Here is a 23,363-nt window from a genome sequence, read left to right as displayed (position 1 = left end):
AGGACCGTATCGGTTGTTTGGTCAGCAACTTCCGATAATACTCAACCAGCCTGCGACCCAGCCGCCTGGTACACGGGAGGTCAAGGGCTCGCCAGGGCGCCGAATTTGCTCCTACACTGGGCGGCCACGTGTCTTTCAAAGGATGAAATACGATGCACACCCCCGAGCCCCATATCGTGATCCAGCGTTTCACCGAGGCCCATCTTGAGGGCGTTGCTGCGCTCTATAACGAACCGGCGGTATGCCGTCAGGTGCTGCAAATGCCTTTTCAGTCAGTGGAAGCGTGGCGCAAGCGCCTGGTAATGGATAACGAACGCCGTTTGCAACTGGTGGCGGTGCACGGCGGCGAAGTGATTGGCCAATTGGGGTTGGAACAGTACCTGCGCGTGCGCCAGGCGCATGTGGGGTCGCTCGGCATGGGGGTGGCGACGGCCTGGCAGGGTAAGGGCGTGGGTTCGAAGTTGCTGACCGCCGCGCTGGATGTGGCCGACAACTGGATGAACCTGCATCGCGTAGAACTCACGGTGTACGCCGACAACGAAGCGGCGCACAACCTGTACCGCAAATTCGGCTTCGAAGTCGAAGGCTGTTTGCGCGATTACGCCCTGCGTGACGGTGTGTTCGTCGACACCTTGAGCATGGCGCGCCTGCGCACGCCGGTTTAGTCCTCCAGCGCAAACGCCACCGCAGCCCGCGCATGCAGCTCGGTGGTGTCCAGCAGCGGCAGGTCGCAGTGCTCGGGTTTGATCAGCAGGCTGATTTCGGTACAGCCGAGAATCACCGCCTGGGCACCGCGCGCGGCCAGGGATTCGATCACCCGCTGGTAGACGGCGCGTGATTCGGCGCTGATCACTCCCACACACAACTCTTCATAGATGATCCGGTGCACCGCTTTGCGTTCGTCCGCATCCGGTACCAGTACGGTCAGGCCCTGTGCGACCAGGCGGGACTTGAGAAAGTCCTGTTCCATGGTGAATGCAGTGCCGAGCAATCCCACGGTCAAGGTGCCCGCCTGTACGGCGGCAGCGCCCGCCGCGTCGGCGATATGCAGGAAGGGAATCGACACCGCCGCCTCAATACGCGGCGCCACCCGGTGCATGGTGTTGGTACACAGCACCACACACTCGGCGCCCCCGGCCTGCAAACGGCGCGCGGCGTCTTCCAGGATCAACGCGGCATCGTCCCAGCGCCCGGCGTGCTGCGCCTGTTCCACCGGGCCGAAGTCCACGCTGTACATCAACACTTGCGCCGAACGCAGCGGGCCGAGCCGGTCGCGTACTTGCTGGTTGATAATGCGGTAATACTCGGCGCTGGACTCCCAGCTCATGCCGCCGATAAGGCCGATGGTGCGCATGCGATGCTCCGGGCAGGGAATGTGGATTCCACCATACTCACCGAAGGTGGATTAGTCATGTGCAGTTGCCCGTCAATTCACCAGAGCAGTTCATGCGCGTTTGGTGGCCTGGGACTGCTCAGGTACTGAGCGGATATGACCTGTCTGCTGCCTGGCGCTGGCGCAGCCGCCCATAACCCGTACGCCGAAGGCACGTATCTGCCATGATCGGGCTTCGCAACCTGGCTCACCCAAGGAAATCCGCAATGGACGATCTACAGCAACTGGGCGAGATGCTTCGTCATTACGCCGAGAGCGAAGCGCAGAAAAAACAACAATTCGAGGTGCAGTCGGCGCGCTGGGCGCTGAAGCTTGGCGAGTTGTTCGAGCAGATCGAACAGTGGCTGGAACCGGTCAAAAGCGCAGGTTTGCTGGAGGTGCGTCGGGAAGCCTATGTTGCTAGCAGTCCGAGCGTGCCAGTGGAGGCATCGACCTTCAAGACCGAGAAGTTGAATGTGAACATCACAGGTAAAAGCGTGGAGTTCGTGCCGGACGTGATGGGCGCGGACGGGTTTATTTCTGTCGCGGTAATGGGCCTGACCGCCGCCCGGCATGGCAGCGTGTCGCTGGTGCTGCCGGCGGATAAAAATGATTGGCTCTGGAAGAAGACCAATGGCCTGAAAGACCCGGATACCTTCGGCTTCGATGCCAATTTCCTGGCTGCGCAATTGCAGAGCCTGATCCCCCGCGAACGCGGCTGAGCAATACTGATCATGAGGGGCGAGGCGGCCGACGACTGCCTGACTGATGCTCCGCGAGCTAAATGTGGGAGGGGGCTTGCCCCCGATGGCGATGGGTCAGTAGCAGATGCATTTACAGACGCTCCCTCGTCGGGGCATAGGTATCTACACACCTTTGTTGCAGCCTAAGTAACCACGATGCGAAGCTCTTGATCTGAATATGTACTTGCTCTGATCCAGCGTTCTGGTCGGCTGTCAGGCCGCCATCGGGGGCAAGCCCCCTCCCACATTTGGAACGCGGGGCGCCAGTTAAGAGGCTTCAGCTCCCGAGCCGTCACCGACAACCTGTGGCTTCGCACCCCAAGGCCCGTGGCCAAAATAAGCAGCCCGTTTTGCCAAGATTGGCTATACCTAGAGCTCAAACTATCGATGGGGAGCTCCAACGATGAAACTCAGGCTAATGGTCAGCATGCTGTGCATCGCCTCGATCGGCATGGCGGGCTGCGCCAGCAAGGTCACGCAACCGGACGAATATTCGGGCTTTCTGTCGGACTACAGCCGACTCAAGGAAGCCAAGTCGCCCTCCGGAGCCGAAGTGATGCGCTGGGTCGATCCCACACTGGACCTGAACCGCTACAGCGCGGTGTACATCGAACCCACGCAGTTCTATCCCAAGCCTCAAGCCACCCCCCGAATTCCAGACAGCACCCTGCGCGGCATCAACGACTATTACAACCAGGCGCTCAAGCGTGAACTGGCCCGTTCAATGCCGTTGGCAAATGGCCCTGGCCCCGGGGTGATCGTCGTGCGCGCAGCGATTACAGCCGTCAGCAGTAAAACCGAAGGGCTCAAGCCTTACGAGTTCATTCCGGTTGCGTTTGTCGCGGCGGCGGTAAGTACCGGCACGGGGATCCGCGACCAGCAAACCACCTTGGGCACCGAGGCGCAGTTCCTTGATGGCGCCAACGCAAAAGTGATTGCCCAGGTGGTGCGCAAAGGCACAGGGAAGCCTCTGGCAAACGACACTCAAGTGATGAAGGCCGGTGATGTAAAAAGCGTCATCGATGGATGGGCAACCGACCTGCATCAGTCTTTTCTGAAGCTCAAACAGCAATGACGCATAAACGCGCGACGGGAGGCCACTGTGAGTCGAGTCCCGCCACGCGTGGTGTTACTTGAGCGGGGTCAACGGCGGCAACGTCCATTGACTGATTTCAGGCGTGGGCAGGTAAATACGCAGCACCGCGAAGAACGGCCCGGTGGGGGCGGGCAGCCAGTTGCTCTGTTCGGCCTTCGGTGGCTCATGATGCTGCAGCGCCAGGGTCAGGCCTCCGTCGGCGTCCCGCTTCAGCTCAGGCAGCATGCGTGAGTTGATCAGGTAACGTTTCTTGTGGTTGGGCACTAGCAATTTGGTCTTGGCGTCGTACATGGTCAGCGACCAGAACGCATCGGCGGGCGGCAGCTGGTCCTTGGCAAAGTGCACGGTATAGCTGCGGCGTGCGCCGTTGGCCGGCTTGCCTTCGCTGTCATCGAAGTAGGTGAAGTAAGCGGCTTCGTCGGTAGAGTTGCCGAAAATACCCAGGTTGGTGCCAGCGTAACGGTACAGGTAATTGTTTTTCAGGCGGTCACGGCTGCCGAACAGCTCCCCGCTGGAGACCTGGTGGGTGTCGATCTTGTCTTTCTTGAAGGCGGCGAACTCGGCCTTGCCGTCGGCAATCCCGTCCTCCAGCGCTTTACGCTGTTCGGCGGTCAGTTGGTTCAGCTTGAAGGGCGCGCCGGGGGCGATGCCGATTGTGGCAAAACGCGCCAGCAGGTCTTTCTCACTGTCCTGGGGCGCCGCAAAGGCCAGCATGAAGTTCAAGTAGCGGAACAACTGCGGGCTGTCGCTCATGTTCGCCATCGGCTTGGGCCACTCGATCTTCGGCACTTTGGCCGGGGCCGCTTGTTTCACGTAGCTGCTCAGCGGCTGCACTTTGTAGCCGCTCTGGATTTGCTTGACCTTGCTCAAGTCTTTTTCATCGAACAACTGGGTACGATACAGCGCGTAGGCGATATTGCTTTCGCTGTAGACCACGCGGTCGATGTCGACTGGCTGCTGACCCTTCCAGTCGGGCCCCGCGATCATGTAGTGACCGCCATTGTTGCCGGTGCTGCGCGTGCCCAGGTAGGCAATATTGTGGGTATATAGGTCGATCAACTGCACCGAGTAGTAGCGGTTGTCTTCGACCTTGGGCAGGGTCAGCACCAAGGGTTCCTTGCGCAGATCCATCCAGACGAAGGAGTAGGGCGTGTCCGAGTTCGGGGTCACGAACGCGGTGTCCTTGGGGGTGAAAACCTGCGCGGTATTGCCGATGTGATTGAACGCGGCCTTGTAGTTGACACCGCCTTTATCAACGGCCTGGGTATAGAGCGTCTTGTACATCTGCACCACAGGATAGCCGTACAAATAGGCTTCCTTGGCAATGGCCCGTGCTTCGGTCGGCGTCGCCGTGAAGTCGGCCCAGGCGCTGGTGCTCAGGAGTATCGAGAGGCTCGCCAACACCAGGCGCGCGGGTTGTCCAATCATGTTGTTGCGTCCTTCCAGAGTTCGTTTGACTGACGGGGAAATAAAGGCGATGAGTTTCCTGTTTTATTTCCCGGACGTCACGTTAAAACCTGCAAAAGGACAAGGGATCATGCGGGCAACATCGATTTGACTTTATCGCGCAGTTGATCGATCGAGAATGGCTTGCCAATCACCTGCATACCGGCTGGCACGTCGATGTTTTCGGCATAGCCGCTGGCGAACAGGATGGGCAGGGCGGGGCGCAGTTCGCGCACCTTGGTCGCCAGTTGCTTACCGTCCATATCCGGCAGGCCGACGTCGGTCATCATCAGGTCGATGACCGTGTCTTTGCCTTCGACAATCTTCAGCGCCTCTTCGGCATCGGCGGCCTCGAGTACCGTGAACTCCAACTCCTCAAGCACATCGACGATCAGCATGCGCACGATAGCGTCATCTTCGACAACAAGGATGGTGGAGCTAGACATAATAAGGCGTTCCCAAAAAAGACGAGGTTTTTACCAGCGGCCGTTCTGACCGACCTGTTACTTGAGTAAGCGCAGGTTATCGACAAGTTCCGTCGGGCGGTAAAAACGATAGAAAAGACCAGTCAGAATAGCCTGTTCTATCGTAGGAATCTGTACCAAATCATTCCAGAAAAATGGTCTTGGCCGTCACTTTGGGGCAAACTCCCGGTTTTTCCGCACTTGGCCAAGGCATGCCCATGACTCCCGCGTCGTCAGTTGATGAAAAGAGCTTCCGTAAACTCCTGGGCCGCAATGTGGCCCTGCCATTGGGCGTGGGTGTGCTCAGTGCGGTGTTTTTCGTTTTCCTGATCACTTACTTGCTGTCGGTGATCCAGTGGGTGGAGCACACCGACCGGGTCATCAACAACCTCAATGAGTCGTCCAAACTGACGGTCGACCTGGAAACCGGCATGCGCGGCTTCCTGATTACCGGTGACGAGCATTTCCTCGACCCTTACGAGGTGGCCAAGCCGCGAATCATTGCCGACCTGCGCAATTTGCAGGAATTGGTGGCCGACAACCCGCAGCAGGTCGACCGCCTCAAGCGTCTTGAAGCGTTGCAGGCAGAGTGGAACAACTACGCGCAGTCGATGATTGAATTGCAGCGCGACAGCGGCGACTTCCGCGGTGCGGTGAAGGCGGGCCGGGGCAAGCGCCTGACTGATGAAATTCGCAAGGAATATGACGACGCGGTGGCGATGGAGCAGCAGTTCCGTATCACCCGCAATGAAGAGGTCACCCGCACCACGGTGCTCAGCGTCACCCTGTACCTGGTGTTCGTACTCGGGCTCAGTGGGTTTCTGGCGTATGTCGGCCGAAAAAACTTAGTTGAACTATCAAACAGTTACAGCGCAAGCCTCGCGTCACAAAAGAAGATCGCCAAGCGCCTGGAGCAGCAAGCCTGGCTGCGCAACGGCCAAACTGAACTGGCCGAACAGGTGCTCGGCCAGCTGACCCTGAACCTGTTGGGCCGCAATATCCTGCAGTTCTTTGCCCAATACATGGGCTCGGCCGTTGGAGCGTTGTATGTGCGCGAAGAACACGGCGGGCTCAAACGCGTGGCCACCTACGGCTTCTCCCGCGAACAGGCGCAGCTGGAACAAGCGATCTACAGCGACGAAGGCATTGTGGGACAGGCCGCCCAGCTCGATCGCCTGATCCGCCTGGACGACGTGCCGGTGGACTATTTCAAGGTCAGCTCGGGGCTGGGCGAGGGCGCGGCCCGCAGCGTACTGGTGGTGCCGACCAGCGATGACGATCGCGTCAACGGCGTGATCGAGCTGGGCTTCCTGCGCCCGCTGGAAGAGCGCGATGTCGAATTGCTGGAGCTGATCGCGGGCAATATCGGTACGTCCATCGAAGCCGCGCGTTATCGCCAGCGTTTGCAGGAAGTACTCGCTGAAACCCAGCAGCTCAACGAAGAGCTGCAAGTGCAGCAGGAAGAGCTCAAGACCGCCAACGAGGAGCTGGAAGAACAGTCACGCATCCTCAAGGAATCCCAGGCGCACCTGGAAACCCAGCAAGCGGAGCTTGAGCAGACCAACGAACAACTGGCCGAACAGACCCAGACCCTGGCCGATCAGCGCGATGCCATGGACCGCAAGAACATCGAACTCAACCGGGTGCAGCTGGAACTCGAAGACCGCGCCGATGAGCTGCAACGCTCCAGCAAGTACAAGTCCGAGTTCCTCGCCAACATGTCCCACGAGCTGCGCACGCCGCTGAACAGTTCGTTGATCCTGGCCAAGTTGCTGGCCGAGAATCCCCAGGAAAACCTCAGTGCCGAACAGGTCAAGTTTGCCGAGTCGATCTATTCGGCCGGCAATGACCTGCTCAACCTGATCAACGACATCCTCGATATTTCGAAGGTAGAAGCCGGCAAGCTGGAAGTGCGCCCGGAAAATTCCAGCGTCGAGCGCCTGGTGGATGGCCTGCGCGGCATGTTTGAGCCGCTGGCCAAGGATCGCCATCTGGGCTTCCAGATCGACCTGCAGGAAGGCGCACCGTCCTTGTTGTTCACCGATCGCCAACGCCTGGAGCAGATTCTCAAGAACCTGCTGTCCAACGCCATCAAGTTCACCGAGCAGGGCGATGTCAGCCTGACGGTGTCCCGTGCACCGGGGGAGGGCATTGCCTTTACCGTGCGCGACTCGGGCATCGGTATCGCCCAGGATCAGCAGGAAAGCATCTTCGAAGCCTTCCGCCAGGCCGATGGCACCACCAATCGCCGTTACGGCGGTACCGGCCTGGGCCTGTCCATTTCCCGTGACCTGGCTAACTTGCTGGGCGGCTACATCAGCGTGGCCAGCGAGCCGGGCAAGGGCAGCATTTTCACGCTGGTATTGCCGGAACAGTATGTTGAGCGCGCCGAAGACGCCGCGCCGATCGAGGCCCCACGCCAGGCCGTAGCGGTACCGGCCCCCGCGCCCGTAAAGGTTGCGACGTTGCCGGTAGCCGATGCCGAGCCGATCCCGCGCTTTGCCGACGACCGTGACAAAGGGCCATTCACCACCCGCTGCATCCTGGTGGTGGAAGATGAACCGAACTTTGCGCGCATCCTCTTCGACCTGGCCCATGAGCTGGGCTACAACTGCCTGGTCGCCCACGGTGCTGACGAAGGCTACAGCCTGGCCGAGGAGTTCGTCCCCGACGCGATCCTGCTCGACATGCGCCTGCCGGACCATTCCGGGCTGACGGTGCTGCAGCGTCTCAAGGCGCACGCCAATACCCGGCACATTCCGGTGCATGTGATTTCCGTGGAAGACCGCGTCGAAGCCGCCATGCACATGGGCGCCATCGGTTACGCGGTGAAACCCACCACCCGTGAAGAGCTCAAGGACGTGTTCGCGCGCCTGGAAGCCAAGCTGACGCAAAAGGTCAAGCGCGTGCTGCTGGTCGAGGATGACGACCTGCAGCGCGACAGCATTGCCCGCCTGATCGGCGACGATGACATTGAAATCACCGATGTCGGCTACGCCCAGGCTGCACTGGACCTGCTGCGCACCAATGTCTACGACTGCATGATCATCGACCTCAAGCTGCCGGACATGCTCGGCAACGAGCTGCTCAAGCGCATGGCCACCGAGGATATCTGCTCGTTCCCACCCGTAATTGTCTACACCGGGCGCAACCTGACCCGCGACGAAGAGGCCGAACTGCGCAAGTATTCGCGCTCGATCATCATCAAGGGCGCCCGTTCTCCGGAACGCCTGCTCGATGAAGTCACACTCTTTCTGCACAAAGTCGAATCCCAGCTGTCCCATGACCGCCAGAAGATGCTCAAGACCGCGCGCAGCCGCGACAAGGTGTTCGAAGGGCGCAAGATCCTGCTGGTGGACGACGACGTGCGCAATATCTTTGCCCTGACCAGCGCCCTGGAGCACAAAGGCGCCGTGGTGGTGATCGGGCGCAACGGCCGCGAAGCGATCGACAAGCTCAATGAAGTCGAGGATATCGATTTGGTACTGATGGACGTGATGATGCCGGAGATGGACGGTTACGAAGCCACCGCCCTGATCCGCCAGGACCCGCGCTGGAAGAAGCTGCCGATCATCGCCGTGACGGCCAAGGCCATGAAGGACGACCAGGAGCGTTGCCTGGCGGCAGGTTCCAACGACTACCTGGCCAAACCGATTGATCTGGACCGGCTGTTCTCGTTGATTCGCGTATGGCTACCAAAGATGGAACGCATTTAAGTGGAGCGAAGTTTTTTGGACAAAAGCAGCGACATTGAGCTGCGCCTGTTGATCGAGGCGATTTACCTCAAGTACAGCTACGACTTTCGCGACTACTCCGGTGCGTCGGTCAAACGGCGGGTGGCCCATGCCTTGCGCCAGTTCGACTGTGCGACCATTTCCGCGCTGCAGGAGCGGGTGCTGCACGACCCGGCCGCGTTCATGCAGTTGCTGCAGTTCCTGACGATCCCCGTGAGCGAGATGTTTCGCGACCCCTCGCACTTTCTCGCGATTCGCCGGGAAGTGGTGCCGCTGCTCAAGACCTACCCGTCGATCAAGATCTGGATCGCCGGCTGCAGCACGGGCGAGGAGGTTTACTCCATGGCGATCCTGCTGCGCGAAGAAGGCTTGCTCGAGCGCACCATCATCTACGCCACCGACATCAACCCGGCATCGCTGGACAAGGCCAAGCAAGGCATCTTCTCCCTGGAGAACGTGCGCGCCTACACGGCCAATTACCAGCAGGCCGGTGGACAACGCTCATTTGCCGACTACTACACCGCAGCTTACGATAACGCGATCTTCGACAAGACGCTGCGCGAGAACGTCACGTTCGCCGACCATAGCCTGGCGACCGACAGCGTATTCTCAGAAACTCAATTAATTTCATGTCGCAACGTCTTGATTTATTTCAATAAAAAGTTGCAAGACAGGGCGTTTGGGTTGTTTCATGAGTCGCTGTGCCATCGCGGTTTCCTGGTGCTGGGCAGCAAGGAAACCCTGGATTTTTCCGCCTACAGCAAGCAATTCGAACCCTTGGTCAAACAGGAACGGATCTACCGCAAATTATGAGCGACGCTGCAATCACCCCGATTATCGGGATTGAAGCCATCGTCGTCGGCGCCTCCGCCGGCGGCGTGGAGGCGTTGCTGAGTATTTTCGGCAGGCTGCCGAATACGTTCGGCCTGCCGATCATTGCCGTGCTGCACCTGCCGGATGAACGTCGCAGCCAATTGGCGGAGGTCTTTGCGCGGCGCTTGCGCATTCCGGTCAAGGAGGCGCGGGACAAGGAGTCGATCGAGGCGGGCACCTTGTATTTCGCTGGCCCTGGCTATCATTTGTCGGTGGAACACGACCGCAGCCTGTCCCTGAGCCAGGAGGACCGCGTGCACCATTCCCGGCCAGCCATCGATTTTCTCTTCGCCTCGGCCGCCGATGCCTACGGGCGAGGCCTGCTGGCGATCCTGCTGACCGGCGCCAACCAGGACGGCGCGCGCGGGCTGGCCCACGTCAAGCAATCGGGCGGCATCACCGTTGTACAGGACCCCGCTGAAGCCCGGATTGCCGTGATGCCCCTGGCGGCCCTGGCGTTGCACACACCCGACCATATTCTTTCCTTGAGCCAGATTGGCTCATTGCTGGCTTCCCTGGAACCTTCCCCATGTTAAGTACTGTCCAGGCCAAACTGCTGATCGTCGACGATCTGCCGGAAAACCTGCTGGCCCTCGAAGCGCTGATCAAGCGCGAAGACCGCCAGGTATTCAAGGCATTGAGTGCCGACGAGGCGTTGTCCCTGTTGCTGGAACATGAATTCGCCATGGCGATCCTCGACGTGCAGATGCCTGGCATGAACGGTTTCGAACTGGCCGAACTGATGCGCGGCACCGAAAAGACCAAGAACATCCCGATCGTGTTTGTCAGCGCCGCCGGCCGCGAACTCAATTACGCCTTCAAGGGTTATGAAAGCGGTGCGGTGGACTTCCTGCACAAGCCGCTGGATATCCACGCGGTGAAGAGCAAGGTCAATGTATTCGTTGACCTGTACCGCCAGAGCAAGGCGATGAAGCTGCAGGTCGAAGCCCTGGAGCGCAGCCGCCGCGAGCAGGAACTGCTGCTGACGCGCCTGCAGGCCACCCAGGCCGAGCTGGAGCAGGCCGTGCGCATGCGCGATGACTTCATGTCGATCGTCGCCCATGAAGTGCGTACGCCGCTCAACGGGCTGATCCTGGAAACCCAATTGCGCAAGATGCACTTGGCCCGCGACAACGCCGCAGCGTTCACCCTGGACAAGATGCACGCGATGGTCGACCGCGATGAGCGCCAGATCAAAAGCCTGATCCGCCTGATCGAGGACATGCTCGACGTGTCGCGCATCCGCACCGGCAAACTGTCGATACGCCCGGCGCGCTTTGACCTGGCGCAACTGGTGCGCAATCTGGTGCATAACTTCGAGCCGCAGGTCGCTGCCGCCGAATCGTCAATGCATCTGGTCGCCGACGAGCCGGTGGAAGGCCATTGGGATGAGTTCCGCATCGAGCAGGTGGTCACCAACCTGTTGACCAACGCCCTGCGCTACGGCGCCAAGAGCCCGGTCGAAGTGCGGGTTTACACCGAACACGGCGAAGCGCGCGTGGAAGTGCGTGACCACGGCATTGGTATCAGTGAAGAGAACCAGAAGCGCATTTTTCAGCAGTTCGAGCGGGTTTCCGTCAACCACGCGGCGGCCGGCCTGGGCCTGGGGCTGTTCATTTCCGAACAGATCGTCGCAGCCCACGGCGGTACCATCGAGGTCGAAAGCCAGATAGGCGAGGGCGCGCTGTTCCGGGTGTGCCTGCCGCTTCAGGCGACGGCATGAAATCAATCGTCACCTGGACGCAACCTCTACGTGACCCCATGGTCGTAACACCAGCAACTGACCGAACAAAGGCTTCCCATGAGTGAAGATGCGCAAGATGTCGTACTGATCGTCGAAGACGACGAATCCATTATGTTTGTGCTGGGTGAATACCTGGCGGGCCTGGGTTATCGGGTGTTGAAGGCGGTCAATGGAAAAGAGGCGTTTGAAATCCTCGCGACCAAACCGCACCTGGACCTGATGGTCACCGACTACCGCCTGCCCGGCGGCATTTCCGGCGTGCAGATCGCCGAACCGGCGCTCAAGGTGCGCCCGGAGTTGAAAGTGATCTTTATCAGCGGTTATCCGCAGGAAATTCTCGACTGCGACAGCCCGATCACGCGCAACGCGCCGATCCTGGCCAAGCCGTTTGACCTGGATACGCTGCAGGAGCATATCCAGCGCCTGTTGGCCTGACGCCCTCCAGGGCTGCCGTGCAGCCCTAGTCCCTGATCATCTCGCGCACCTTCTCGGTCAGCAGGTCGAACGTGAACGGCTTGGTAATCAGCTGCATGCCGGGGTCAAGAAACCCGCCACGCACCGCTGCATGTTCGGCATAACCGGTGATGAACAGCACTTTGAGGTCAGGGCGGATTTGTCGACCGATTTCCGCCAATTGCCGGCCGTTCATGCCAGGTAGGCCAACGTCGCTGATCAACAGGTCGATACGCTGATCGGATTCGATGATCGGTACCGCCGTGCTGGCGTCACCGGCTTCGACAAAGGCGTATCCCAACTCTTTGAGCACCGCGCTCACCAGCACCCGTACCGCCGGGTCGTCTTCAACGATCAATACGGTCTCACCGTCATTGGCGAACGGCAACAAGGCCGGATTCACCGCGGCATCCTCAACCATTTCCCCGACAAAGCGCGGCAGGAACAAACTGACGGTGGTGCCCTTGTCCACTTCGCTGTGCAGCGTGACGTGCCCCCGGGATTGACGGGCAAACCCATAGATCATCGACAGACCCAAGCCCGTGCCCTGGCCGATCGGCTTGGTGGTGAAGAAGGGGTCGAACACTCGGCCCATGACACTCTCTGGAATGCCGCAGCCGGTGTCACTGACACTCAACTCGACGTAGTCACCAGGGCTCAAGGTGCCATAGGCGGCTGTGAATACACTGTCGAGGTGACGGTTGGTGGTTTCCACGGTGAGGCTGCCGCCGCTGGGCATCGCGTCACGCGCGTTAATCACCAGGTTGAGCAGGGCGCTTTCCAATTGATTCGGGTCGGCTTCGGCCGTCCATAACGTATCGCTCAGGCGCATTTGCAGGCAGATACTTTCATTGATACTGCGTTCCAGCAGCTCACCCATGGAGGTTACCAGTTTATTGATTTCCACCGGTTTCGGGTCCAGCGACTGCCGGCGCGAAAACGCCAGCAGGCGATGGGTGAGGCCAGCGGCGCGGTTGGCCGAGGTGACACCCAGGTCGATCAGGCTGTCCAGATCATCCAGCTTGCCCCGTGCCACACGCCGGCGCAGCAGTTCCAAGCTGCCGATGATGCCGGTCAGCATGTTGTTGAAGTCATGGGCGATGCCACCGGTCAATTGGCCGACGGCTTCCATTTTCTGCGACTGGCGCAGGGCTTCTTCATTGCTGCGCAATTGCGCGGTACGTTCTTCCACTTGCTGTTCGAGGGTTTCCAGGGTGCGTTGCAGGCGCAGTTCACTGGCGCTCAGGTCGACCAAGCGGTCCCGGGCTTCGTATTGCCGGCGCCGCCCACGCAGGGCAGTGCTGACCAGGCTGATCAGGGTGATGGGATGAAATGGGCGTTCGAGGAAGGTGACATTGCCCAATAGTCCGCTCAGATGCGACGAGCCATTTTGCTCGCTGCCGCCGTGATGGGTCATCAGTACAATGGGCAAGTCCGACCAGGCCGGCTGCTGGTGCAGGTACTCCAGCAGCGGCTCCATGTCCACGCCCCGCAAGGCTTCGGCGGCAATGATCAGCACGCCGGCGCCCTCGTGCAGTGCTTCGCACAAGTCGGCCAGGCTGCCGGCAACCACGCCATGGTAGCCGGCCTCTTTGAGCATCATCAGCGCCAACGAGCTGTCGCGCCCCAAAGGCGCAAGAATAACGGCCCGTTCGGAGACTGGGGTAAGGGACGTCACACTCCCTCTTCCTTGAGCAGAGGCGAGCCGGCGCCCATGTAGATCGGGATGCCGCGCAGCACGCCCTGGAAATTATCCAGGGGTTCGCCAACGGTCATGCCGCGACTGCTGATGCGGTACTCGCGAATCGTCGACTCATGGGTACCGGTGCGTTTCTTGATCACCGAAATGGCCCGACGAACCTTGCCCAGTGCCTCGAAGTAACGCAGCAGGATCACGGTGTCGGCCAGGTAGGTGATATCCACGGGCGTCTGCATATCGCCGACCAGGCCATGCTGGGCCACGGTCATGAACGTCGCGGCACCCCGTCGGTTCAGGTACAGCAGCAGTTCATGCATGTGCAGGATCAGCGCGTTCTCTTCCGGCATGGCGGCCTGGTAGCCGTTGATGCTATCGATGACCACGGTTTTGATGCCGCCTTCGTCCACGCAACGCCGTACTCGGTGGGAGAATTCCCCAGGAGACAGCTCGGCCGCGTCGACCTGTTCGATCAACAGGTTGCCGGTGGCCTGCATCGCAGCCAGATCGATACCCATGTTATGCATGCGCTCGAACAGCAAACCCATCTCTTCGTCAAAGATAAACAGCGCGGCCTTTTCGCCACGCTGTACGGCGGCGGCGGCGAAGACCATTGAAATCAGCGATTTGCCGGTGCCGGCCGGGCCAAGGATCAGGCTGCTGGAACCTGTTTCGACGCCGCCGCCCATCAGGGCGTCGAGTTCGGGGATGCCGCTGCTCATGGTCTGGCGCGTGTAGCCGCCGCGATGTTCGGCGGCGACAAGGCGAGGGAATACGTGTACACCGTCGCCCATGATGGTGAAATCGTGAAAGCCGCCACGGTATTTCTGGCCACGGTATTTCACTACCCGCACCCGGCGGCGTTCGGCGCCGTAACTGGGTGTCAGTTCTTCCAGGCGAATCACGCCGTGGGCCACACTGTGAACGGTTTTGTCGAGGGATTCGGTGGTCAGGTCATCGAGCAGCAGCACCGTGGCGTCATACCGCACAAAGTAGTGTTTGATCGCCAGGATCTGCCGGCGATAGCGCAGGGAGCTCTGCGCCAACAGGCGGATCTCCGACAGGCTGTCGACCACTACGCGGGTCGGCTTGACCCGTTCCACCACCTCGAAAATCTGCCGCGTGGCTTCGCCCAGCTCAAGGTCCGAGGAGTACAGCAGGCTCTGCTGGTGCTCGGCGTTGAGCAGGCTTTCCGGCGGAGTCAATTCGAAGATATGGATGTTGTCGTCCAAGTCCCAACCATGGGACTTGGCGCCTTGGCGCAGCTCATGTTCGGTTTCGGACAGGGTGATATACAGAGATTTTTCACCGTCTTTCGCTCCCGCCTGCAGAAAGTGCAGGGCGACGGTGGTTTTACCCGTGCCCGGCTCGCCTTCCAGCAGGAACAAGTGGCTGCGCGATAGCCCCCCGGCAAGAATGTCATCAAGACCTTCGATACCAGTGGCTGCCTTTTCACTTAAAAGCGAATTAGATGTAGACAAGAAGTGCCCTCAGGTCACGTACAAGTTGGGTGCGCGCCGCTGTGGCGCGCCATATTCACTTGACCGTATCGACCTGTGGCGGTTCAACGTTTTGAATTATTTGTGCGCGGCGCCGGCATCTTCCATGCATTTTTTTGAGCGCGGTCACAGACCCTGCTGCAGCGCGGGGTCATCCGGGTTCTGTTGCTCAAGCTGTGCCAGCAGCACCTGGACATTCTGCAACTGGCCGCTCTCTTTCCAATAGTTGACCAGCAGCACCCGCGCTTTCCGATTGGCCGGGTGGCGCTGCACGATTTCTTCCAACTGGCGCTGGGCAGCCTCGAGTTCTTCCTGGTCGTGCAGCGTGGTGGCCAGGTCGTAGCGGTAGTCCTGATTGTCCGGCTCAAGCTCCACCGCCTTGGACAGGCCGAGCAGGGCATAAGGCCGCTCGCCATGGTGCAGCAGCCACATACCCAGGGCGTGTTGCAGGTAGGCCGATTCCGGGTGCGCCGCCAATTGCTGCGCGAGCAGCTGGCGCGATTCGTCGGTCTTGCTCTGTTTATCCAGCAGCTCGATCTGCGCCACCACCGCTTGCAGGTTATCCGGTTGCAGGCGCATGGCCTGCTGCAGGGCGTTTTGCGCCTCCGGCAGCAGGGCGCTGTGGATATACAGGCGCGCCAACTGAATCCAGCCTTCGGCGGTCTCGGGTTGGGCCTTGAGGGTATTGGCGAATTCGTCGAGCACTTGCTGCAGCGGTCCGAAGTACAGGCCCAGGGTGTCCGGCGACAGGCCGAGCAGGGCGTTGGCGGCGGCAAAGCGCACCTGCTGCTCGGGGTCATCCAGCACCGGGCCGAGCAACAAGGTGCGCTGGCCGGAAGGTACCAGGCCGACAATGCTGTGAATTGCCGCTTCACGCACCCGTGGCGATTCATTGGCCAAGTCTTTATCTGCCAGCTTCAACGCCTGGGGGCTGGGGTAGTTAGGCAATTCGGCATGCAGCGCGGCGCGGCGCTCAGGTGAAAGGTCCGGCCGCCCCAGCTGTTGATACAACACCCGCGCCGCGCCCGGCTCACCGTTGCGCGCCTGCTTCAAGGCTTGGGAATAACCGTGGGCAATCGCCGGCGGCACGGCCACCGGCGTTGCGCGGGCGAAAAACCAGGTGATCAACAAAATCGACAACAGGGCGCACAGGCCGACAATGGCGTAACGGCGTGACTTTGACATGCAGGCGTCCGAAGGCAGGGTACAGGTACAAAGCCTCAAGCTTCGGCCAGTGCAGGGCGAGTGTCAAACCCGATTGGCCAAACCGGTCAGCCATGTTGAAGGCTTTGACCATTGCTCGTAGCGCCGCTGCAGGGCGACTATTTGAGAGCGATTGACCGCCTGGAAAGTGTCCTTAAAACAAAAACACACAAGGAACTGAAGCGATGCGTGATTACCTGGCCGCCACCACCGAGTTCGATTACCAACACACCGTCGACGCCGCCCTTGCCGGCAACCTGCAGGCGCTCAACGCCTGTGTGGAATGCTGTGACCGTCACGCATTGCCTGGGCGCATTGCGCTGTTCTGGGAGGGCAGGGACGAGCGCAGCGCCACGGCGACCTTCACCGACTTGCAGGACCAGGCCTCACGCTTCGCCAATTTCCTGCTGGCCCAGGGCGTCAAGCGCGGCGATAAAGTCGCCGGCCTGTTGCCGCGCACGGCCGAACTGCTGGTGGTGGTATTCGCCACCTGGCGTATCGGCGCGGTCTATCAACCGTTGTTTACCGCATTCGGGCCCAAGGCGATCGAACATCGCCTGAACAGTTCCGGCGCCGCGCTGGTCGTCACCGATGCCGTGAACCGGCCCAAGCTCACCGACGTTGACGGCTGCCCCACCATCGTGACGGTCACCGGGGCCAAGGGCGAAGGCCTGGTACGCGGCGATTTCAGCTTCTGGGCCGAACTGCCCAACCACTCGAACGTCTGCGAGCCCGTGCTGCTGGGGGGCGACGAGCCCTTCCTGCTGATGTTCACCTCGGGCACCACCGGCCCATCCAAAGCCCTGTCGGTACCGCTCAAGGCGATTGTCGCGTTCCAGAGCTACACCCGCGACGCGGTGGACCTGCGCCCAGAAGACGCGTTCTGGAACGTGGCCGATCCGGGCTGGGCCTATGGCATCTACTTCGGCGTGACCGGGCCGCTGTCCCTGGGGCATCCGATCACCTTCTACGATGGCCCCTTCAGCGTGGAAAGCACCTGCCGGATCATCAACAAATACGGCATCACCAACCTCACCGGTTCGCCTACCGCGTATCGACTGTTGATCGCCGGCGGCGAGCCGTTCGCCCGCTCGATCAAGGGCAAGCTACGCATCGTCAGCAGCGCCGGCGAGCCCCTGAACCCCGAGGTGATCCGCTGGTTCGCCGACAACCTTGGCGTGACCATCCACGATCACTACGGGCAGACCGAACTGGGCATGGTGCTGTGCAATCACCATGGCCTGGCGCACCCGGTACACGTCGGCTCGGCCGGGTTCGCCTCGCCTGGGCATCGCATCGTGGTACTGGATGACAATTACCAGGAACTGCCTGCCGGTCAGCCCGGCATTCTCGCCATCGACCGTGAGCAATCGCCAATGTGCTGGTTCGCCGGGTATGAAGGCGTCAACACCAAAGCCTTTGTCGGCAAGTACTACCTCAGTGGCGACACCGTGGAGCTCAACCCGGACGGCAGCATCAGTTTTGTCGGGCGCAGTGATGACGTGATTACCACTTCCGGCTACCGCGTAGGACCGTTCGACGTGGAAAGCGCCCTGGTCGAACACCCGGCCGTGGTCGAGGCCGCCGTGGTCGGCAAGCCCTGCCCGGAGCGCACCGAACTGGTGAAAGCCTTCGTGGTGATCAATGAGCAGTACCGCGCGACTCCGGAACTCGCCGAAGAATTGCGCCTGCATGTGCGCCAGCGCTTGGCGGCCCATGCGTACCCGCGGGAAATCGAATTCGTCAGCGACTTGCCCAAGACCCCCAGCGGCAAGCTGCAACGCTTTATTTTGCGTAATCAGGAAATCGCCAAGGCCCAGGCGGCCGTGGCGTGATCCGTTGAAAAGGAAACCATGATGCAGATTGAAAACAAGGTATTTTTGGTCAGCGGCGGCGCTTCGGGCCTCGGTGCGGCCACTGCCGACATGCTGGTCGCAGCGGGTGCCAAGGTCATGCTGGTAGACCTCAACGCCGATGCCGTCGCCGCCAAGGCCCGGCAACTTGGCGATAACGCCCGCAGCGCCGTGGCGGATATCAGCCAGGAAGCCGCTGCCGAATCCGCCGTGCACGCCGCCGTTGCCGCCTTTGGCGGGTTGCATGGCTTGGTCAACTGCGCCGGTGTGGTGCGCGGTGAGAAAATCCTCGGCAAAAACGGCCCGCACGCCCTGGCCAGCTTCGCCCAGGTGATCAACGTCAACCTGATCGGCAGCTTCAACCTGCTGCGCCTGGCTGCAGCGGCTATCGCTGAAACACCTGTGGATGCCGATGGCGAACGCGGTGTGATCATCAATACCGCTTCGGTGGCGGCGTTCGACGGGCAGATCGGTCAAGCCGCGTATGCCGCCTCCAAAGGCGCGATTGCCAGCCTCACCCTGCCGGCCGCACGGGAATTAGCGCGTTTTGGTATCCGGGTGATGACCATCGCGCCCGGCATTTTCGAAACCCCGATGATGGCCGGCATGACCCCGCAAGTTCGCGATTCCCTTGCCGCCGGCGTGCCGTTCCCGCCGCGCCTGGGCAAACCCGCCGAATATGCGGCCCTGGTGCGGCATATCATTGAAAACAGCATGCTCAATGGCGAGGTGATCCGTCTTGACGGTGCCTTGCGTATGGCTGCCAAGTAAGGAGGTCTCTTCATGAACGATCCTATCGTTATCGTCAGCGCCGTGCGCACGCCCATGGGCGGGTTCCAGGGCGACCTCAAGGGCCTGACCGCACCGCAACTGGGCGCCGCCGCGATTCGTGCGGCCGTGGAGCGCGCGGGTATCGCCAGCGACGCCGTCGATGAAGTGTTGTTTGGCTGCGTGCTGCCCGCCGGCCTCGGCCAGGCGCCGGCACGCCAGGCAGCGTTGGGCGCCGGGCTGGACAAAGCCACCCGCTGCACCACGCTCAACAAGATGTGTGGTTCCGGCATGCAGGCGACGATTCTGGCCCACGACGCGTTGCGCGCCGGCAGCGTCGACGTGGTGATTGCCGGCGGCATGGAGAGCATGTCCAACGCGCCGTACCTGCTCGACCGCGCCCGCAGCGGTTATCGCATGGGGCACGGCGAGGTGCTCGACCACATGTTCCTCGACGGCCTGGAAGACGCCTACGACAAGGGGCGCCTGATGGGCACCTTTGCTGAAGATTGCGCCGAGCATAACGGTTTTACCCGACAAGCCCAGGACGCCTTTGCGATTGCCTCGCTGACGCGTGCGCAGGAAGCCATCACCCATGGCAGTTTTGCCGCCGAAATAGTCCCGGTCCAGGTCACCGTCGGCAAAGAGCAAAAAACCATCCTGCATGACGAACAGCCGCCCAAGGCCAAGCTGGACAAGATCGCCAGCCTCAAACCGGCCTTCCGCGACGGCGGCACGGTGACCGCAGCCAACTCCAGCTCGATCTCCGATGGCGCGGCGGCGCTGCTGTTGATGCGTGAGTCCGATGCACGGCAACGCGGCCTCAAGCCGCTGGCGGTGATTCATGGGCATGCGGCGTTCGCCGATGAGCCGGGGCTGTTTCCGGTGGCGCCTGTCGGCGCGATCCGTAAGTTGATGAGCAAAACCGGCTGGAACGTGGCGGATGTCGACCTGTTCGAGATCAACGAAGCGTTCGCGGTGGTCAGCCTGGTGACCATGAGCAAACTGGAGATTCCCCACAGCAAGGTCAACGTGCACGGCGGCGCCTGCGCCCTGGGCCATCCGATCGGCGCCTCGGGCGCGCGCATCCTAGTGACCTTGCTCTCGGCCCTGCGCCAGAAAGGCCTCAAACGCGGGGTCGCCGCCATCTGCATCGGCGGTGGTGAAGCCACGGCCATGGCCGTTGAATGCCTGTATTAAGGACTGACCATGCTGCCTAATGACGAACAATTGCAAATCAGCGACGCGGCCCGGCAGTTTGCCCAGGAGCGTCTGAAACCGTTCGCCGCCGAATGGGACCGCGAGCATCGCTTTCCCAGGGAGGCCATCGGTGAAATGGCCGAACTGGGCTTTTTCGGCATGCTGGTACCGGAACAATGGGGCGGCTGCGACACGGGTTACCTGGCCTACGCCATGGCCCTGGAAGAAATCGCCGCCGGCGACGGGGCTTGCTCGACCATCATGAGCGTGCATAACTCGGTGGGTTGCGTGCCGATCCTCAAATTTGGCAATGACCAGCAGAAAGACCAGTTCCTCAAGCCCCTGGCCAGCGGGGCCATGCTCGGCGCCTTTGCGCTGACCGAACCCCAGGCCGGTTCCGACGCCAGCAGCCTTAAAACCCGCGCACGCCTTGACGGTGATCATTACGTGCTCAACGGCTGCAAACAATTCATCACTTCCGGGCAAAACGCCGGCGTGGTGATTGTGTTTGCGGTCACTGACCCGGCGGCGGGCAAGCGCGGCATCAGTGCGTTTATCGTTCCCACCGACTCGCCGGGCTATACCGTGGCGCGGGTCGAGGACAAGCTGGGACAGCACGCATCGGATACCTGCCAGATCCTGTTTGAAGACATGAAGGTGCCGGTCGCCAACCGTCTGGGCGAGGAGGGCGAGGGCTACAGGATCGCCCTGGCCAACCTCGAAGGCGGACGCGTGGGCATTGCCGCGCAATCGGTGGGCATGGCCCGCGCCGCCTTTGAAGCGGCCCGCGACTACGCCCGCGAGCGTGAAACCTTCGGCAAGGCGCTGATTGAACACCAGGCCGTGGCCTTTCGCCTGGCCGACATGGCCACGCAAATTGCCGTCGCCCGGCAGATGGTCCATTACGCGGCAGCCCTGCGTGACAGCGGCAAACCGGCCTTGGTCGAGGCCTCGATGGCCAAGCTGTTCGCCTCGGAAATGGCCGAGAAAGTCTGTTCGGCCGCCTTGCAAACCCTGGGCGGTTACGGTTACCTGAGCGACTTCCCGCTGGAGCGGATCTACCGCGATGTGCGTGTCTGCCAGATTTACGAAGGCACCAGCGATATCCAGCGCATGGTCATCTCACGCAATCTTTAAGGAGCCGATACATGAGTTATGAAACCATTTTGCTCGAAGTCCAGGGCCGCGTCGGGCTGATTACCCTCAACCGCCCGCAGGCACTGAACGCCTTGAACGCCCAACTGGTCAGCGAGTTGAACCTGGCGTTGGATGGCCTGGAAGCCAATCCGGAAATCGGCTGCATCGTGCTGACCGGCTCGAAGAAAGCCTTCGCCGCTGGCGCGGACATCAAGGAAATGGCCGAGCTGACCTACCCGCAGATCTACCTGGACGACCTGTTCAGCGACAGCGACCGCGTGGCCAACCGCCGCAAGCCGATCATTGCCGCCGTGAACGGCTTCGCCCTCGGTGGTGGCTGCGAGCTGGCGCTGATGTGCGACTTCATCCTGGCCGGTGACAGCGCCAAGTTCGGTCAGCCGGAGATCAACCTGGGCGTGCTGCCGGGCATGGGCGGTACTCAGCGGCTTACCCGTGCGGTGGGCAAGGCCAAGGCCATGGAAATGTGCCTGACCGGGCGCTTTATCGATGCTGTAGAAGCCGAACGTTGCGGCATCGTTGCGCGCATCGTGCCTGCTGACGAGCTGCTGGACGAAGCGTTGAAAGTGGCCACCCTGATCGCCGGCAAATCGGTGCCGATCAGCATGATGGTCAAGGAAAGCGTGAACCGCGCGTTTGAAGTGAGCCTGTCTGAAGGTGTGCGGTTTGAGCGCCGCGTGTTCCATGCAGCGTTCGCGACCCAGGATCAGAAGGAAGGGATGGCGGCGTTTGTGGCCAAGCGCGCACCGGAGTTCAAAGACAAGTAGCTGTGGAGAGTCAAGATCGTTCCCACGCTCCGCGTGGGAACGCAGCCCTTGACGCTCTGCGTCACCCGTGGCCATCGTTAGCGGGACGCGGAGCGTCCCAGGTGGCATTCCCACGCAGAGCGTGGGAATGATCAACCCTTATCAGTCAGAGCTGATAATTCTTCAACTCCCTGGCAATCACCATCCGCTGAATCTCGCTGGTGCCCTCATATATCTGCGTGATCCGCGCATCCCGGTAGTAACGCTCCACCGGATAGTCTTCCAGATACCCATACCCGCCATGAATCTGCATCGCTTTCGAGCAAACCTTTTCAGCCATTTCCGAAGCAAACAGCTTGGCCTGGGACGCTTCCGACAGGCACGGCTTGCCGGCGCTGCGCAGGCGTGCGGCGTGCAGGATCAGCAGGCGTGCGGCGTTCAGTTGGGTTTGCATGTCGGCCAACAGGTTGGCCACGCTCTGGTGTTCGATGATCGCCTTGTCGAACTGCACCCGGTCACGGGCATAGGCCAGCGCCGCCTCAAAAGCGGCCCGCGCGATGCCCAGGGCCTGGGCGGCGATGCCGATGCGCCCACCCTCCAGGTTGGACAGGGCGATGGCCAGGCCTTTGCCGCGCTCGCCCAGCAGGTTGGCTTCGGGCACCGTGCATTGGTTGAAGGTGACGGCGCAGGTGTCCGATGCGCGAATGCCCATCTTGTGTTCGGTGCGGTCGACCACGAAGCCCGGGGTATCCGTGGGGACCAGGAATGCCGAAAGGCCTTTCTTGCCCAGCTCCGGGTCGGTCACGGCGAACACAATGGCCAACTTCGCGCGCTTGCCATTGCTGACAAACTGCTTGGCGCCGTTGATCACCCACTGGCCATCGCGCAGTTCGGCACGGGTGCGCAGATTATGGGCTTCAGAGCCGGCCTGGGGCTCGGTCAGGCAGAAGCAACCGATGGCCTGGCCGCTGGCAAGCGCGGCCAGCCAGGTATGTTTCTGCGCCTCTGTGCCGTAGTTGAGGAGTGGGCCGCAACCCACTGAATTATGGATACTCATCAGTGCGCCCGTGGCGCCATCCCCGGCGGAAATTTCCTCCACGGCCAGGGCATAGGCGACGTAATCCACGTAGGTGCCGCCCCATTCTTCCGGCACCACCATGCCGAGCAGGCCCAGCTCGCCCATCTTGGCCACCAGGGCGTCGTCGATCCAGCCGGCCTTTTCCCAGGCCTGGGCGTGGGGTGCGATTTCACCTCGGACAAAGTCACGCGCCATGTCGCGGATCATCACTTGTTCTTCAGTATATTCAAGATCTTGCAT

Annotated in this window: 20 protein-coding genes; 13 read left to right on the top strand and 7 right to left on the bottom strand. The window is 61.0% G+C overall.

The features are described 5' to 3' along the window. Positions 1-152 precede the first annotated feature (152 nt). The gene (locus C4J91_RS14435) at positions 153-665 is read left to right on the top strand and encodes a GNAT family N-acetyltransferase (protein WP_124362955.1); all 513 of its coding nucleotides are present in this window, start codon (positions 153-155) and stop codon (positions 663-665) included. On the opposite strand, the gene C4J91_RS14430 is transcribed toward C4J91_RS14435, so the two are convergent. Further along, entirely contained in the window at positions 662-1,354 is a 693-nt protein-coding gene (locus tag C4J91_RS14430; RefSeq protein WP_124362954.1) for an aspartate/glutamate racemase family protein, read from the bottom strand. The genes C4J91_RS14435 and C4J91_RS14430 overlap by 4 nt on opposite strands. A 245-nt stretch (positions 1,355-1,599) precedes the next feature. Between C4J91_RS14430 and C4J91_RS14425 the strand changes: the two genes are divergently transcribed. Next, entirely contained in the window at positions 1,600-2,094 is a 495-nt protein-coding gene (locus C4J91_RS14425; RefSeq protein ID WP_124362953.1) for a hypothetical protein, read from the top strand. A 424-nt stretch (positions 2,095-2,518) separates the two neighbouring features. Then, a complete protein-coding gene (locus C4J91_RS14420; protein WP_124362952.1) occupies positions 2,519-3,190 on the top strand; it encodes a DUF3313 domain-containing protein in 672 nt (223 codons plus the stop codon). A gap of 54 nt (positions 3,191-3,244) precedes the next feature. Here the strand turns inward: C4J91_RS14420 and C4J91_RS14415 are convergent, their stop codons facing one another. Further along, a complete protein-coding gene (locus C4J91_RS14415) occupies positions 3,245-4,639 on the bottom strand; it encodes a DUF1254 domain-containing protein (protein ID WP_124362951.1) in 1,395 nt (464 codons plus the stop codon). A gap of 107 nt (positions 4,640-4,746) precedes the next feature. Then, on the bottom strand, positions 4,747-5,103 hold the full coding sequence (locus tag C4J91_RS14410; RefSeq protein WP_124362950.1) for a response regulator: 357 nt from the start codon (positions 5,101-5,103) through the stop codon (positions 4,747-4,749). Between the two features lie 236 nt (positions 5,104-5,339). Here C4J91_RS14410 and C4J91_RS14405 point away from each other — a divergent pair, with 236 nt between their 5' ends. The 5 genes from C4J91_RS14405 (at position 5,340) to C4J91_RS14385 (ending at position 11,907) form a co-directional block, all read left to right on the top strand. Continuing rightward, positions 5,340-8,837 (top strand): response regulator, encoded by a 3,498-nt coding sequence (locus tag C4J91_RS14405; protein ID WP_124362949.1) that lies wholly within the window; start codon positions 5,340-5,342, stop codon positions 8,835-8,837. Continuing rightward, complete coding sequence (locus C4J91_RS14400; protein WP_372237478.1) at positions 8,838-9,668, top strand: protein-glutamate O-methyltransferase CheR; 831 nt, start codon at positions 8,838-8,840, stop codon at positions 9,666-9,668. Then, positions 9,665-10,264, top strand: a complete 600-nt coding sequence (locus C4J91_RS14395; RefSeq protein WP_124362947.1) for a chemotaxis protein CheB — start codon at positions 9,665-9,667, stop codon at positions 10,262-10,264. Before C4J91_RS14400 ends, C4J91_RS14395 begins: the two co-directional genes overlap by 4 nt. After that, entirely contained in the window at positions 10,258-11,451 is a 1,194-nt protein-coding gene (locus C4J91_RS14390; protein WP_124362946.1) for a hybrid sensor histidine kinase/response regulator, read from the top strand. Before C4J91_RS14395 ends, C4J91_RS14390 begins: the two co-directional genes overlap by 7 nt. A 78-nt stretch (positions 11,452-11,529) precedes the next feature. Further along, positions 11,530-11,907 (top strand): response regulator, encoded by a 378-nt coding sequence (locus C4J91_RS14385; protein WP_015372062.1) that lies wholly within the window; start codon positions 11,530-11,532, stop codon positions 11,905-11,907. 25 nt (positions 11,908-11,932) lie between these two features. Here C4J91_RS14385 and C4J91_RS14380 read toward each other — a convergent pair whose 3' ends face one another. The 3 genes from C4J91_RS14380 to C4J91_RS14370 form a co-directional block, all read right to left on the bottom strand. Continuing rightward, the gene (locus C4J91_RS14380; protein ID WP_124362945.1) at positions 11,933-13,603 is read right to left on the bottom strand and encodes an ATP-binding protein; all 1,671 of its coding nucleotides are present in this window, start codon (positions 13,601-13,603) and stop codon (positions 11,933-11,935) included. Beyond that, complete coding sequence (locus tag C4J91_RS14375) at positions 13,600-15,102, bottom strand: ATPase domain-containing protein (protein WP_124362944.1); 1,503 nt, start codon at positions 15,100-15,102, stop codon at positions 13,600-13,602. Before C4J91_RS14375 ends, C4J91_RS14380 begins: the two co-directional genes overlap by 4 nt. A gap of 144 nt (positions 15,103-15,246) precedes the next feature. Beyond that, on the bottom strand, positions 15,247-16,305 hold the full coding sequence (locus C4J91_RS14370; protein WP_124362943.1) for a tetratricopeptide repeat protein: 1,059 nt from the start codon (positions 16,303-16,305) through the stop codon (positions 15,247-15,249). 203 nt (positions 16,306-16,508) lie between these two features. Here C4J91_RS14370 and C4J91_RS14365 point away from each other — a divergent pair, with 203 nt between their 5' ends. From C4J91_RS14365 to C4J91_RS14345, 5 genes are read left to right on the top strand one after another with little or no spacing between them, the layout of a single operon-like run. Further along, positions 16,509-18,158 (top strand): AMP-binding protein, encoded by a 1,650-nt coding sequence (locus C4J91_RS14365; RefSeq protein ID WP_124362942.1) that lies wholly within the window; start codon positions 16,509-16,511, stop codon positions 18,156-18,158. A gap of 21 nt (positions 18,159-18,179) precedes the next feature. Further along, the gene (locus tag C4J91_RS14360; RefSeq protein WP_124362941.1) at positions 18,180-18,947 is read left to right on the top strand and encodes an SDR family NAD(P)-dependent oxidoreductase; all 768 of its coding nucleotides are present in this window, start codon (positions 18,180-18,182) and stop codon (positions 18,945-18,947) included. Between the two features lie 12 nt (positions 18,948-18,959). Next, on the top strand, positions 18,960-20,144 hold the full coding sequence (locus C4J91_RS14355; RefSeq protein WP_124362940.1) for an acetyl-CoA C-acyltransferase: 1,185 nt from the start codon (positions 18,960-18,962) through the stop codon (positions 20,142-20,144). 9 nt (positions 20,145-20,153) lie between these two features. Continuing rightward, a complete protein-coding gene (locus C4J91_RS14350; protein ID WP_124362939.1) occupies positions 20,154-21,281 on the top strand; it encodes an acyl-CoA dehydrogenase in 1,128 nt (375 codons plus the stop codon). Positions 21,282-21,292: 11 nt separating this feature from the next. Then, entirely contained in the window at positions 21,293-22,066 is a 774-nt protein-coding gene (locus C4J91_RS14345; RefSeq protein WP_124362938.1) for an enoyl-CoA hydratase, read from the top strand. Between the two features lie 145 nt (positions 22,067-22,211). Here the strand turns inward: C4J91_RS14345 and C4J91_RS14340 are convergent, their stop codons facing one another. Beyond that, on the bottom strand, positions 22,212-23,363 hold the full coding sequence (locus C4J91_RS14340) for an acyl-CoA dehydrogenase family protein (RefSeq protein ID WP_124362937.1): 1,152 nt from the start codon (positions 23,361-23,363) through the stop codon (positions 22,212-22,214).

Source organism: Pseudomonas sp. R3-52-08, assembly GCF_003851745.1.
Classification (GTDB): domain Bacteria; phylum Pseudomonadota; class Gammaproteobacteria; order Pseudomonadales; family Pseudomonadaceae; genus Aquipseudomonas.
This window is presented reverse-complemented; position numbering and strand designations above follow the sequence as displayed.

Coding starts and splice junctions, on each gene's coding strand:
- C4J91_RS14420 (WP_124362952.1), top strand. CDS start 2,519: ATGAAACTCAGGCTAATGGTCAGCATGCTGTGCATCGCCTCGATCGGC.
- C4J91_RS14425 (WP_124362953.1), top strand. CDS start 1,600: ATGGACGATCTACAGCAACTGGGCGAGATGCTTCGTCATTACGCCGAG.
- C4J91_RS14435 (WP_124362955.1), top strand. CDS start 153: ATGCACACCCCCGAGCCCCATATCGTGATCCAGCGTTTCACCGAGGCC.
- C4J91_RS14365 (WP_124362942.1), top strand. CDS start 16,509: ATGCGTGATTACCTGGCCGCCACCACCGAGTTCGATTACCAACACACC.
- C4J91_RS14350 (WP_124362939.1), top strand. CDS start 20,154: ATGCTGCCTAATGACGAACAATTGCAAATCAGCGACGCGGCCCGGCAG.
- C4J91_RS14385 (WP_015372062.1), top strand. CDS start 11,530: ATGAGTGAAGATGCGCAAGATGTCGTACTGATCGTCGAAGACGACGAA.
- C4J91_RS14370 (WP_124362943.1), bottom strand. CDS start 16,305: ATGTCAAAGTCACGCCGTTACGCCATTGTCGGCCTGTGCGCCCTGTTG.
- C4J91_RS14390 (WP_124362946.1), top strand. CDS start 10,258: ATGTTAAGTACTGTCCAGGCCAAACTGCTGATCGTCGACGATCTGCCG.
- C4J91_RS14360 (WP_124362941.1), top strand. CDS start 18,180: ATGCAGATTGAAAACAAGGTATTTTTGGTCAGCGGCGGCGCTTCGGGC.
- C4J91_RS14410 (WP_124362950.1), bottom strand. CDS start 5,103: ATGTCTAGCTCCACCATCCTTGTTGTCGAAGATGACGCTATCGTGCGC.
- C4J91_RS14340 (WP_124362937.1), bottom strand. CDS start 23,363: ATGCAAGATCTTGAATATACTGAAGAACAAGTGATGATCCGCGACATG.
- C4J91_RS14395 (WP_124362947.1), top strand. CDS start 9,665: ATGAGCGACGCTGCAATCACCCCGATTATCGGGATTGAAGCCATCGTC.
- C4J91_RS14405 (WP_124362949.1), top strand. CDS start 5,340: ATGACTCCCGCGTCGTCAGTTGATGAAAAGAGCTTCCGTAAACTCCTG.
- C4J91_RS14355 (WP_124362940.1), top strand. CDS start 18,960: ATGAACGATCCTATCGTTATCGTCAGCGCCGTGCGCACGCCCATGGGC.
- C4J91_RS14430 (WP_124362954.1), bottom strand. CDS start 1,354: ATGCGCACCATCGGCCTTATCGGCGGCATGAGCTGGGAGTCCAGCGCC.
- C4J91_RS14415 (WP_124362951.1), bottom strand. CDS start 4,639: ATGATTGGACAACCCGCGCGCCTGGTGTTGGCGAGCCTCTCGATACTC.
- C4J91_RS14345 (WP_124362938.1), top strand. CDS start 21,293: ATGAGTTATGAAACCATTTTGCTCGAAGTCCAGGGCCGCGTCGGGCTG.